This window comes from Frigoriflavimonas asaccharolytica, from assembly GCF_013294015.1.
GTDB classification, from domain to species: Bacteria; Bacteroidota; Bacteroidia; order Flavobacteriales; family Weeksellaceae; genus Frigoriflavimonas; species Frigoriflavimonas asaccharolytica.
The window spans coordinates 16,795-29,499 of sequence record NZ_JABSNO010000003.1 but is presented as its reverse complement, the minus strand read 5'-3'; the positions used below and the strand labels follow the sequence as shown (position 1 = coordinate 29,499).

At 33.6% G+C, this 12,705-nt stretch carries 11 protein-coding genes; 2 read left to right on the top strand and 9 right to left on the bottom strand.

Annotation, left to right across the window (positions count from 1 at the left end; all coding sequences use genetic code 11):
- The 4 genes from truB to HNQ03_RS02525 all read right to left on the bottom strand — a co-directional run bounded on the left by truB (position 1) and on the right by HNQ03_RS02525 (position 2,991).
- Positions 1-726, bottom strand: a complete 726-nt coding sequence (gene truB / locus HNQ03_RS02540; protein WP_173778082.1) for a tRNA pseudouridine(55) synthase TruB — start codon at positions 724-726, stop codon at positions 1-3.
- A 161-nt stretch (positions 727-887) separates the two neighbouring features.
- On the bottom strand, positions 888-1,706 hold the full coding sequence (locus tag HNQ03_RS02535) for an undecaprenyl-diphosphate phosphatase (protein WP_173778081.1): 819 nt from the start codon (positions 1,704-1,706) through the stop codon (positions 888-890).
- Between the two features lie 80 nt (positions 1,707-1,786).
- Complete coding sequence (locus HNQ03_RS02530) at positions 1,787-2,092, bottom strand: DUF3098 domain-containing protein (RefSeq protein WP_173778080.1); 306 nt, start codon at positions 2,090-2,092, stop codon at positions 1,787-1,789.
- Between the two features lie 2 nt (positions 2,093-2,094).
- Positions 2,095-2,991 carry a cell division protein FtsX gene (locus HNQ03_RS02525; RefSeq protein ID WP_173778079.1) on the bottom strand — a complete coding sequence of 299 codons (897 nt, stop codon included), beginning with the start codon at positions 2,989-2,991 and terminating at the stop codon, positions 2,095-2,097.
- 90 nt (positions 2,992-3,081) lie between these two features.
- On the opposite strand from HNQ03_RS02525, the gene rsmA reads away from it, so the two are divergent.
- Complete coding sequence (rsmA, locus tag HNQ03_RS02520) at positions 3,082-3,864, top strand: 16S rRNA (adenine(1518)-N(6)/adenine(1519)-N(6))-dimethyltransferase RsmA (protein ID WP_173778078.1); 783 nt, start codon at positions 3,082-3,084, stop codon at positions 3,862-3,864.
- A 729-nt stretch (positions 3,865-4,593) separates the two neighbouring features.
- On the opposite strand, the gene HNQ03_RS02515 is transcribed toward rsmA, so the two are convergent.
- The 5 genes from HNQ03_RS02515 to HNQ03_RS02495 all read right to left on the bottom strand — a co-directional run bounded on the left by HNQ03_RS02515 (position 4,594) and on the right by HNQ03_RS02495 (position 10,890).
- A complete protein-coding gene (locus HNQ03_RS02515; protein WP_226927417.1) occupies positions 4,594-7,185 on the bottom strand; it encodes a choice-of-anchor L domain-containing protein in 2,592 nt (863 codons plus the stop codon).
- 107 nt (positions 7,186-7,292) lie between these two features.
- Positions 7,293-8,066 carry a TIGR02757 family protein gene (locus HNQ03_RS02510; protein WP_173778076.1) on the bottom strand — a complete coding sequence of 258 codons (774 nt, stop codon included), beginning with the start codon at positions 8,064-8,066 and terminating at the stop codon, positions 7,293-7,295.
- 3 nt (positions 8,067-8,069) lie between these two features.
- Positions 8,070-9,008, bottom strand: a complete 939-nt coding sequence (locus tag HNQ03_RS02505; protein WP_173778075.1) for a ribonuclease Z — start codon at positions 9,006-9,008, stop codon at positions 8,070-8,072.
- 101 nt (positions 9,009-9,109) lie between these two features.
- Positions 9,110-9,676, bottom strand: coding sequence for an RdgB/HAM1 family non-canonical purine NTP pyrophosphatase (gene rdgB, locus HNQ03_RS02500; RefSeq protein ID WP_173778074.1), 567 nt, complete (start codon positions 9,674-9,676; stop codon positions 9,110-9,112).
- 383 nt (positions 9,677-10,059) lie between these two features.
- Positions 10,060-10,890: a CPBP family intramembrane glutamic endopeptidase gene (locus tag HNQ03_RS02495; RefSeq protein WP_226927416.1), complete on the bottom strand. Its 831-nt coding sequence runs from the start codon at positions 10,888-10,890 to the stop codon at positions 10,060-10,062.
- A gap of 216 nt (positions 10,891-11,106) precedes the next feature.
- Between HNQ03_RS02495 and HNQ03_RS02490 the strand changes: the two genes are divergently transcribed.
- Positions 11,107-12,699 (top strand): peptide chain release factor 3, encoded by a 1,593-nt coding sequence (locus tag HNQ03_RS02490; RefSeq protein WP_173778073.1) that lies wholly within the window; start codon positions 11,107-11,109, stop codon positions 12,697-12,699.
- Positions 12,700-12,705 lie beyond the last annotated feature (6 nt).

Sequence of the window (12,705 nt, the reverse complement as noted above, 5' to 3'; positions counted from 1 at the left end):
TTAAAATTTGACTATATTTTCTCTAGATTCTAAGGTTGCAAACTTGAAATCGTCTACTAAAATTTCTGCAGAAGAATCTTCTACCAAATAATCTCCAATTTTAGATCTCCTCAATTTTGTGAGATAAGCGCCAACTCCCAAATCCTGCCCAATATCGTGCGCTAAACTGCGGATGTATGTTCCTTTGCTACAACCGACGGTAAAACTAATAAAAGGTAAATTAATCTCTAAATTATTTATATAATTTATCGTTGTTGGTCGGCTTTTCATTTCTACTTCTATTCCTTTTCTCGCAAGATCGTATGCTCGGTTTCCCTCGATTTTTAAGGCAGAAAAAACGGGTGGAGTTTGCATTATTTCTCCTTTAAATTTTTCCAGAGTTTCTAAAATTTGAGCTTCCGTAATTTCAGAAAAATCTGTAATCTCTATTTCTGGATGTTCTGTATCGTAAGATATGGTTTGTGCGCCAATTTTTAATTCTACCAAATATTCTTTGGGTGCATCTTGTATTTCCGATATTCTTTTGGTGAATTTTCCGGTGCAAACGATGAGCAAACCTGTAGCTTTTGGATCTAAAGTTCCGGCGTGACCGATTTTAAATTTTTTCGGAAGATCAAATTCGTTTTTAAGTTTGTATTTAAGCTTATTTACAGCTTGAAAACTCGTCCAATCCATAGGTTTGTCGAGGAGAATTATTTGTCCTTCTAAAAAATCTGTACTTGTCAATTGAATATCTATTTTTAAAATTTAAAACCGCAGCGCACCCCGACTTGAGTGGAAATCCTTTTTATTATTGCGAGTAAACGCCTTTTCAGCCTGTAGCCTCACTTCTATCGCAATCATAAAAAGATTGGGAACGGAAGGCGGAAATTGGTGCCCTAAAATTACTATTGAAACTTATAAAAATAAATCAACAAAGCGATTCCCACCACAATTCTATACCAACCCCAAGGTTTGAAACCATATTTATTCAATAATCCGATGAATGATTTTATGGCGATTAATGCTACAATAAATGCGACTACATTTCCAACTAAAAACGCAACAATATTATCCGAAGATGAGAAAATCATTTCGTAACCTTTGGCTGCGTTTGGCGTTCCTTTCCCCCAAGTTTTTACAAAAATGGAGTAAACCGTAACAGCCAACATCGTTGGAACCGCCAGGAAAAATGAAAATTCTGCGGCTGCTTTTCTGGTTAAACCTTGCGTCATACCTCCAATGATGGATGCTGCACTTCTGCTTGTTCCGGGCATCATTGCGAGACATTGCCAAAAGCCGATAATCACCGCTTTTTTGATGGTCATTTCTTTTTCGTCATCAATTTTCGGATTTTTGAACCAAGAATCTGCGAAAAGCAAAACGATACCTCCAAATACGAGCATTGCAGAAATAGCTATTTGATTGCCTAAAAGATTTTCTATAATATCATCTAGCAGAAAACCTAAACCTAGTGCTGGTAAAACTGCGAAGGCCAATTTGTAGTAAAAGTTGAGATTGGTAAAATCAAAAAACTTTTTCCAATATGCTGCGACCACTGCTAAAATTGCCCCAAATTGTATAGAAACCTGAAACATTTTTAGAAATTCCGTTTCCTCCATGCCCATCAAATTTGCCGTAAATCCCATATGAGCAGTAGAAGAAATAGGCAAAAATTCTGTGAGGCCTTCTATAATGGCAATGATGATGGCGTGAAGTATATCCATATAAATGTGCTTGTTATTTTAAAAAAAAACTTTGTCAAAGATGAAAACTTTGACAAAGTAGATGTATTGTAATATTTAATTTAGGCTTGTTTCGGTCTCTTCAAAATTGCAAAAACTTGCACTACGAAACCTGCAATTACCAAAAACGGTGCAATTCTAATTCTGCGGATAGAAAAAATATCTTCGTTCCATTTTGTAGGATCAAATTTTCCGTCTATTGTGTTTGCATCTGCTCCCATCATTAGAATAAAACCTAAAACGATTAATCCTAAACCAATAAACATCCATTTATAATTCTCTTTCCCGAAGTAAAATGTAGAACGTTCAATTGTTTTTTCTTCTGTTCCAAAATTAGATGCAGAAAATTCTTTTGTTTTTTTTGCCATTTTTATGAGTAATAAAGATCATCTATGTTTGCTCTTAAGAATCTCCAAGTTGCAAAGATAGTACTAATAACAGTGATGAAAATACCAAGAGCTATAACGCCCAAAATTAACCACAAATACTGAGAATTATCTTGCACAAAAGGCGTTTGTATGGTGGCTGTAAAATAATACCACACACCGAAAAGTGCCAACAAACCTATCAAAGCACCAATTAAACCTAATACAACTGCTTGTTTGATGAATGGCATTAAAATAAAACTTCTCTTTGCACCTACCAATTGCATTGTCTTGATGATAAATCTTTTAGAAAATATTTTTAAACGGATGGAATTATTAATTAAAATCATCGCTAAAATCAAAAACAGAAGAGAGAAAGCTAAAATCCATTTCAAAATTTTGTTGAGACTGCTGTATACTTTTTGATTGTTGGAATCGTTTTTCACAGATTTGACACCAGAGACCGAGGAAATTTGTTTCAACGCTCCATTTATTTGAGTAGAATCTATAAATTCTGGTTTCAAAGAAACTTCTACTGATGCTGGGAAAATACTGGATTCAAAAAGTGCATCACTATCTATACCCAAACTATTTTTTGCTTCTACAGTAGCTTCGTCTCTAGAAATATACTTCACTTTTTTCACAGCAGGCAAAAGTTGAATCTGCTCAACTGCTTTTGCTTCAATATTTGCGATTTTTGCAGAATCTGCAGGCGCATAGTTTTCATCAAAATATGCATTGACTACCAATTGTTCTTTCAAATAATCAGAATATTTTTGAGCATTTAGTAAAATAATCCCAAATAAGCCTACGAGAAATAATACTAGTGCAATGCTCACAACTACCGTTATATTGCTAGATCTGAGTCTTTTTTTATTAAAATCTTCTGCGGATTTTGCCATTAATTAAATAATTTTGTCAAAAATAGAAAAAATCTTCCGAAATTGCGGGACAATTATAATAAAGTACTGTTAATTAAATCTTAAAATAAATTGAACGTAAGAGCAAAAAAACATTTAGGTCAGCATTTTTTAAACGATGAAAATATTGCCGAAAGTATTGTAGAAAGTCTAAGCACATCTGGATATGACAATATCGTGGAAGTTGGACCGGGAACTGGTGTACTCACAAAGTACCTTCTAGCAAAAGATTTTCCTCTATTTCTGGCGGAGATTGATGAAGAATCTATCGAATATTTAAATCAAACTTATTTAAATTTAAACGAGAATACCTTTGTCGGAGATTTTTTGAAAACTGATTTTTCTTTTAATGAGGGAAAGCAAATAGCCGTAATTGGGAATTTTCCGTATAATATATCTTCACAAATATTATTTAAAATAATAGATAATTTTGAAATTGTTCCAGAAATGGTAGGCATGTTTCAAAAAGAGGTTGCAGAAAGAACTGCAGCCGTACCAAGAACAAAAGCCTACGGAATATTGTCTATTTTGGTGCAAGCTTATTACGATGTAGAATATCTACAGACAGTGCACGAAAACGTCTTTACACCACCCCCAAAAGTAAAATCTGGGGTTATAAAACTCACAAGAAATATAAAAGATGGATTGAAGGGCAACGAAATCCTTTTTAAACAAATTGTAAAAGCTGGGTTTAATCAACGGAGGAAAAAACTTTCCAATTCTTTGAAGGTTTTAGAAATTCCAGAAGCTTTATTACTTCATGAATTTATGGCGAAAAGAGCAGAAGAACTTTCCGTGGCAGATTTCATCATGTTCACAAATCTTTGGAAGGAGGAAAATAATTCAAAAATTTAAAATCTCAGAAAAAATTCCAATATATAAAAGCCCTTTGAATGAAGGGCTTTTTGCAGATAAAACAATAGGAATAACCTGTTGTGCTTTCAGAGTTTAAAATATAAAACTTATAGTATCAGTTTATTAAAAAAAATTAAACGCGGAGTCTATTTTTTTTACGTCATATTTAAATTAGCAAAGTAGAATCTGCAAGCAGATTTGATTACGCACTCGCTTCAAATGCGAATATTCGCATTCTTTGCTTACTTAAAATAAATATAAGTAATTGAAATTCTTTGCGTTAAAAAATTTATTCCCAAATGCACAACAAGTAGTACTACCATTATTAATCGCATTTATTAGACTAAATTTCATGTCCCTACATTTTCTACCAGCGCCTACGAAATAGTAGGGCGAGCCTACAAAATGTTTAGGCGAGCCTACGAAATATTAAGGCAAACCTCTAAAATAGTAAGGCGAGCCTACGAAATGTAAAGGCTAGCCTACAAAATATTACGGTGAGCCTACAAAATATTAAGGCGAGCCTACGAAATATTAAGGCGAGCCTACGAAATGTTTAGGCGAGCCTACAAAATATTACGGTGAGCCTATGAATTATTAAGGTCGACCTACAAATTTTTAAGCAGCAGATTTACTCAAAATAAATTCGTTAAAAATCTAAAAGTTTAAAACTACTTTTAATAAAGAAAACCCTTCAATTGAAGGGTTTCCATTATTTATTGTTGCTATTTAGTCTCTGTTTTTAATTAAAATCCATCCATTATTTTGGATCAATTTTTTGCTCGCAGGATGTTCATATTGCAATTGGAACCAATAAGTAGCAGTTGGTAATGGTCTGCTTTGGAATTTTCCATCCCAAATGAAAATGTTCTTATCCATTTTAAATATTTCTTTACCATATCTATCAAAGATGGAAGCACCAAAGTTTGGATATTTGCTAATGCCCGATAAATCTATTTGATCGTTTAACCCATCTCCGTTTGGCGTGAGTACATTTAACATCATAAATGTGAAAAATCTTAAAGAACCTACACAAGTTGTAGTTTTCACACGTACTTTTATCAAAATATCTGAATTTGGAAGTACATTGGTGAATACATTTGAGTTTTGCCAAGTGAAACCATCATCCAAAGAGTACTCTAGCAAACCATTACTTGGGTTGGATGCTGTAATTGTAAGGATTCCATTCTCGAAAAGTACATCTACAACTTGTGGCACAATTGCTTCTATTACAGATGTAGAGAAATTTTTGGAACAAATACCATTACTTATCGTCACCGTATAAACTCCAGCAACTCCGGTGGAGATTGTTTGCGTGGTTTCCCCTGTACTCCAAAGATAGCTATAGTTTGCACCAACTCCTGCATCTAGGGTAATAACATCTCCTGCGCAGATATAACCACTGATAGAAGGCAATGTAGAAGTGATGGCAGGTACAACTTCAATCGTTATAGTTGCAGGATTTGTGGATTTACAACCATTTGCGCCAAAGGAATATACGGTGTATGTGGTAGTAACCAAAGGAGCAACGGTGAGCGTATTTGCTATCACAAGACTTCCACTCCATTGGTAATTTGCTCCTCCAGAAGCCGTCAACGTAATAGATTCTCCTAAACAGATTGTTGTTTTTGGTGCAGTTACTGCAACCAAAGGTGGCGCCGTGTCTACAATTACATTCACCGTTTTCACTGCTGTACAAGCTACCTCTCCTGGTTGATAGGTTTTTACAATCGTCAATGAGTATGTTCCACCAGTACTGACAACAGCATTTAATGTGTTTCCACCAGATACTATGGTACCTCCATTGGAAGCTTGCCACAAAAATGTAGAACCTACAGGATATGTAGAAGCATTTCCAATTAATGTTCTGGTTGGGTTTGCACAATTAATTGGCTGAGGATTCTCTATAACAGCTACCATTTCTGGCGCTTTCACCAAATTGATAAATGCTACTGCTGGGCAAAAACTATTGTTCACAGATACAAAAACAGTTTGTCCACCAGCACTTTGAAAAGTGGTAGGATCTGCAATAAAATTACCATTAGCAGCAACGGCATCTGCCTGATTCAAATAATATCTATACACTGCACCAGGAGCACTGCTTACTGCAGATGCGATTAAAGGTAAATTAAAAGTTACATCTCCAGGACCATAACAAGCTGTAAAAGTAACATTATTAACGGTAGGTGAAGTTCCACCAATTATTTCTACTTGTGCAGAACCTGGGCAAGTATTTCCGGGTATTAAAACTTCAATTGTGTATATTCCAGGTACTAACGCTGTGTAAGCTGCAGATGTTGCACCAGGAATTGCCACTCCATTTAAAAACCATTGATATACAGAATTAGGAACTTGAACAGATGGTGCAAGAACTGTAGGAGTATTATTGCAAACCTGTATTGTTGGTGGCAAAGCTACTCCGGCAGGATCCAAGATTTGAACACCTATATCGAACGATCCGGCTTCAATAAAAACTGCAGAATCATAACTTCCATCTCTAACATCCGCAATAACCATTTTTATATGATAAGATTGCCCAGGAATTACGGTCGCTGTTGCTGTTAGAGGAATTGTAATGCCATTATAATTTGTGCCATTAAGCGTTGTGCCACCAAAAAATTGTTGATTTGTAGGACAGGAAAATTGAGTTCCAACAATATTACTTACTGCAACGGGACCTAAACCACCTGGTAACACTGCTAAATTACTGTAAGTAGATCCAGGTGTATTTGGCTTTAATAGAAGAGCAAATGCATCATCATAAGGTAATGGTGGACACATGAACGAACCTTCATATTCTTCTGAAGCAAACAGATATCTAAAAGTTAATTGCGTACTTGAAGGTATAAAATCAAATTCTAAAACACCTGCATCGATAATTGAAGCAGTAACACCTGTAGCGGCTAGAAGGTCTGGATCACTTCCTCCGCCATTCCCATCGCTCAAGTTTCCTAATGGACCGTTACCACCTCTTCTTGCAATACCAGAAGTTAAAATTATACCTTCATTGAATGGAAAAGTTGATGTTGTTTTGTTAAAGTATCCCCAAAAACGATCATTGTTAGAAACAGATTGATTTGGAGAAACAGATACATTTGAAATATTTGGCGCAGCACATGTATTTTGTACACCGATAAGCACGTCTGTTACCAGCTGAGTTGGTGTAAATGTTGATGCTGGATATGGAGGCACATTAACATCAATATATTGACCAGCTTTGGCTGCAGCGCTTATTTTTTCATTTAAAGGTACTTTTCTGTCTTGACTAAATAAGTTCTGAGAAAAAAACAAAGCGAAAAAGATTAAATAGTAGTTTTTCATTCTATAATTTAGCATTTTTTATGATTTGCTACAAATGTAACGATATTTTTAAAAACACAATCTTAAATGCCCTCTTTTAAGAAGAATAATGTAAAAAGATAAATTATTTAAACTTTATCAAAATCGCCTGAAACACCCAATCCAAAAAGTGCAAAATCATATTTTGAAGGATCTTTTGCATCCATTTTTCTAAGGATTACATCCAATTCCTCTACTGCTTTCCAATCATTTTGTGTTCTGGAAATTAAATTCAATTTTCTAGAAATATTTCCTGTATGTACATCCAAAGGTATTGATAGGAATTGTTTTGGAAGAGATTTCCATAGTCCAAAATCCACATTTCTGCCATCTTCTCTTATCATCCAGCGCAAAAACATAATCAATCTTTTTGCAGACGAATTTTTGTGTGGCGAACTTATATGCTTACTACTTCTGTGCAATGTGTCGCCAAGAAATTGCGATCGGAATCTTTCAATTCCATGCTTGAAATTTGTCTCTCCTTTTACTAGTTTAAATGAATTTTCTAGACTTTCACTTTTGCTATAAATCTTTTTTAAATTGATAATAAATTGCGAAAAATCTTCGCCTTTGAAGGTTCTATGGATAGTATTTTGGCTAATAGATTCTAGCTCTTTTGCAGAATGATTCAAAATAAAATCATGCGGAGAATCATCCATCAATTGCATCATTTTTGTAGCAGAATTGATGATGGATTTTCTATTTCCCCAAGAAATGGTAGCCGTCAGAAATGCGGCAATCTCAACATCTTGCTTTTTAGAAAAACGATGGGGAATTTGTAGTGGATCTTCGGCGATAAAATCTGAATTGTTGTAAAAATCTGCTTTCTCGTCTAGAAAATCTTTCAGTTCTTCAAAATTCATTTTTTATAAAGCTTTTTGCTTGGCACTTTCAATTTTTACAGCTTCTAATGCGATAGGTAAGTAAGATTTTGGGAAAACTTCTCTTGCCTCATCCGTGAAAACCGTTCGATCATCATATCTATTAGAGAAATGTCCAAGAATTAATTTTCCAACATTGGCCGCCTTTGCAATTTTTGCAGCTTCCAAAGCCGTGGTATGTCCTGTATATTCTGCCATTTCTTTCAATTCATGTAAAAATGTGGCTTCGTGATACAATAAATCTACCTCTTTAATAATTGGAATTACAGATTCCAGATATCGAGTATCGCTGCAGAATGCATAAGAAATACTTTCGTCTGGATCTTTGGTTAGCATTTTATTCTCAATGATTTTCCCATTATTTAAAGTAAAATCTTTTCCATTTTTTAAATTTTGAAAATCTGAAATATCAATTTCTTCATATTTAGAAATTTCTTCCATCACCAAATGGCGGTCTTTCTTTTTTTCTTTAAATAAATATCCGTTGCAGTAAATTCTATGATTGAGCGGAATAGTATATACTTCTACTCTTTTATTTTCGAAAATAAGTTCCGAATTTTCGCTTTCTAATTCATGATAAATAATTTTAAAACCACTATGCACTTCGCTTATTCTAAAAATAGTTTCTAGCATTTCTTTGATGCCTTTTGGTCCAAAAATATGCAATGGTTTTTCCCTGCCCAAAAGCCGGAAAGACGCAACCAAACCTGGCAAACCAAAACAATGATCGCCATGAAGATGAGAAATAAAAATGTGGTTTATTTTAGAAAATTTCACTTTTGCCTTGCGCAATTGCACTTGTGTACCTTCGCCACAATCTATCAGAAAATGATCGCTTTCCATTTGCAAAAATTGTGCAGTGGTTGCAGAATTTACGGTAGGAATTGCAGAATTGAAACCGAGGATGGTGAGGTAATTACTCAAAATATTATTTTCTAAACGTTGAATGAAAATTAAATTACAAATGTAGGAATTAAAAATGGCTTATATTACTAATCTTAGACGTAGGATTCTGTTTTAAATAATCAACTGAAATCTTTCATAAACAAATCCAATGCTTGTTTGCGATGGCTGATTTCGTTTTTCTTTTCAGGATCCATTTCTGCGAAGGTAATATTATAAGCAGTTGGGACAAAAATAGGATCATAGCCAAAACCTTGATGACCTTTATTTTCTTTTAAAATAGTGCCGTGCACTTTTCCGGTGAAATATTGTGCGCCATTTTCATTAAAATAGCATAAAACCGTAATAAAATAAGCGCTTCTTTCTTCCACTCCATCTAATTCTTCTAAAACTTTTGCCATGTTTTTTTGGAAATCATGATCTCCGGCATATCTTGCAGAATAAATTCCTGGTCGCCCGTCTAATGCATTTATTACCAAACCACTATCATCTCCTACACTCGGAATTCCAGTTTTTTCAAAACAGTATTTTGCTTTGATTAAGGCATTTTCTTCAAAAGTATTTCCATCTTCAACTATTTCTTCAAAAATTTCATAATCGGTGAGGCTTTTTATTAAAAATTGTGAACCTAAGATTTGTTGAATTTCTTCTTTTTTGTGAATGTTGTGTGTGGCTATTAAAAGTTCCATTGAGTTTGATTATTTAGTTTCAACTTGTATGAAGTTGTTTTATTTGGTTTGATGAATTTTTTAAAATATTATATTTTATTTTGTCATTGAGTTCGTCGAATCTTCGATTTGCGAAAGAAACCTAACAAAGTTGTTCGACGCTGTCAATCTTCGTTTTGTAGTTTAATAAGAAGTAAAAAAGTTATTAGTACACGACAAAAATTTTAAACCACAAAAATAACAAAAGGAAACTGCTAAAAAAGTAGTTCAAAAGTTAAAATAAGTTTGAAAATATTTGACTTTCAACTTTTTTTATCTTTTTCTGTCTAAAAAACATCTGCTTTTGTGCCTTTTGTGGTTAATTTTTCACATTTTATTTTTTGTCATATACTGAAAAAAAAGTTTTAAAACAATTTTCCTTCTGCAGTTTTGTATTTTGAAAGAAATAGATACAATGAAACTGAAAATATCAAAATTCCAATACCGAAAAGATAAATAGCATCTATTTTAAATAAAGCTTCCAAACTATCTACTTTCACAAAAATCATCAACATTGCAGCGATGAAATTATTAAAAGCATGCATCAACATTGGTAATAGCAAAGATTTTGTTTTCCAATAAACCAATCCTAAAACCATACCCAAAAGAAATGCACCTAGAAATTGCCAAGGATAAAAATGTACTGCTCCAAAAATAAACGCCGAAATTACTATTGCCCGATAAGGATTTATCTTATTGTTCAGCATTCCTTTCATAATAATCCCACGAAATAAAATTTCCTCAAAAATTGGTGCCAAAACAGCAACCATTATTATTAGAGAAAAAGGTTCTATGGAAATTGAATTCATTTGTTCCTCAAAAAGTTTGTATAAAGGTCCAAATATAAATCCTTCTGTAGGAATAAAAGATGTTAGATATTCTGAAATCAACATCATTCCCAACATCATAGAAAATATTAAGACGTAGGTGTAAAAAGATTTTGAAGCGAAATTAAAATTGAGTTTATTGCCTTTTGGTCTGGTTACAAACAAATCAAAAAATAGAATAGGACAACCAAAAGACAGCACATAAGCTGCAATTTGAAACCATGTTGAAGTATTATAATCTACTTTAAATATAAAAACCATCAATGCGGCGACAATTGCTGCTATCATTTGCCCTACAAAAAATCCTGCGAGCAAAATTCCAATTTGCTCCCATTTTAAGGTATATTTAAACCAATTTTTATTCTCCAAAACCTAATAATTTTTGGCAAATATAAAGTAAAACTTTAATCTATTAAAAATGGTTTTTGATTGTCAATTAAAATCACGATTTTTGCACCGTTCAACTAAAGACAAATTTATCTTTAATACATAAGTTGTTTTTAAAATTGCGTTTTAATTTAGTGAACATAAGTGCACATTTAGGGTTGGGAATAATTTTCGACCTTTTTTAAAAAAAATAATAAAATGTCTTTACAAAAAGAAATAGATAAAAGAAAAACATTCGGTATCATCTCGCATCCAGATGCTGGAAAAACTACTTTGACGGAAAAATTGCTACTTTTTGGGGGTGCAATACAAGAAGCGGGTGCCGTAAAATCTAACAAAATAAAGAAAGGCGCAACTTCGGATTTCATGGAAATTGAGCGTCAAAGAGGAATTTCTGTGGCAACTTCCGTATTGGCTTTTGAATATAAAGATCATAAAATTAATATTCTAGATACTCCCGGTCACAAAGATTTTGCAGAAGATACTTACCGAACTTTAACTGCCGTAGATTCCGTAATCGTAGTGATAGACGTTGCAAAAGGTGTAGAAGAACAAACGGAAAAATTGGTGCAAGTTTGTAGAATGAGAAATATTCCGATGCTTGTTTTCATTAATAAACTGGATAGAGAAGGAAAAGATGCTTTTGATCTTTTGGATGAAGTGGAACAAAAATTAGGTTTGCAAGTAACACCACTTTCTTTGCCAATTGGTATGGGAAGCGATTTTCAAGGAATTTATAATATTTGGGAAAAAAATATTCAGTTATTTAGTGGTGATAACAAACAAAAAATTAGCGAAACACTGAAAATTTCTGATATTACTGATGAAATTATTGATAAAACTGTTGGCGTAAAAGCTGCGAAAGAACTGCGAGAAGAAGTAGAATTAGTAGTTAGCGTATATCCACCATTTGATAGAGAAGCGTATTTGGCGGGAAATTTACAACCCGTATTTTTCGGTTCTGCGCTTAATAATTTTGGTGTTAGAGAATTGCTAGATGCATTTATAGAAATTGCGCCAAAACCACAACCAAAAAAAGCAGAAGAACGTCTAGTAAAGCCAGAAGAAGAGCAATTTGCAGGTTTTGTTTTCAAAATTCACGCAAATATGGACCCTAAACATCGCGATCGTTTGGCATTTATAAAAATTGTTTCTGGTACCTTCAAAAGAAACGAAAATTACACCTTAGTACGTGAAAAGAAAAAAATGAAATTTTCTTCTCCAAATACTTTTTTTGCCGATAGAAAAGAAGTAATTGATGAAAGTTTTCCGGGAGATATTGTCGGTTTGCACGATACTGGAAATTTTAGAATTGGAGATACGCTAACTGCAGGAGAAGATTTAAATTTCAAAGGAATTCCAAGTTTTTCTCCAGAGCATTTTAGATATATAAACAATAATGATCCGCTAAAAGCAAAACAATTGGCAAAAGGAATAGATCAATTGATGGATGAAGGTGTTGCACAACTATTCACTTTGGATATGAACGGCAGAAAAATAATTGGAACTGTAGGTGCTTTGCAATATGAAGTAATACAATACAGACTGGAGCATGAATATGGCGCAAAATGTACGTACGAACCACTTTCCATACACAAAGCTTGTTGGATAGAAGCCGATGAAAGTACGGAAGAATATAAAGAGTTTGCGAGATTAAAACAAAGATTCATGGCGAGGGATAAATACAATAGACCTGTATTTTTAGCAGATTCTTCTTTTACCATCACGATGACGCAAGAGAAATTTCCGAATGTAAAATTGCATTTTATCAGCGAGTACGAAAACGCTTAATTTTAA

Bases quoted from the DNA above. Each gene is read 5' to 3' on its own strand.
- HNQ03_RS02535 (WP_173778081.1), bottom strand. From the start codon at position 1,706: ATGGATATACTTCACGCCATCATCATTGCCATTATAGAAGGCCTCACA.
- HNQ03_RS02530 (WP_173778080.1), bottom strand. From the start codon at position 2,092: ATGGCAAAAAAAACAAAAGAATTTTCTGCATCTAATTTTGGAACAGAA.
- HNQ03_RS02525 (WP_173778079.1), bottom strand. From the start codon at position 2,991: ATGGCAAAATCCGCAGAAGATTTTAATAAAAAAAGACTCAGATCTAGC.
- HNQ03_RS02515 (WP_226927417.1), bottom strand. From the start codon at position 7,185: ATGAAAAACTACTATTTAATCTTTTTCGCTTTGTTTTTTTCTCAGAAC.
- HNQ03_RS02510 (WP_173778076.1), bottom strand. From the start codon at position 8,066: ATGAATTTTGAAGAACTGAAAGATTTTCTAGACGAGAAAGCAGATTTT.
- rdgB (WP_173778074.1), bottom strand. From the start codon at position 9,676: ATGGAACTTTTAATAGCCACACACAACATTCACAAAAAAGAAGAAATT.
- HNQ03_RS02490 (WP_173778073.1), top strand. From the start codon at position 11,107: ATGTCTTTACAAAAAGAAATAGATAAAAGAAAAACATTCGGTATCATC.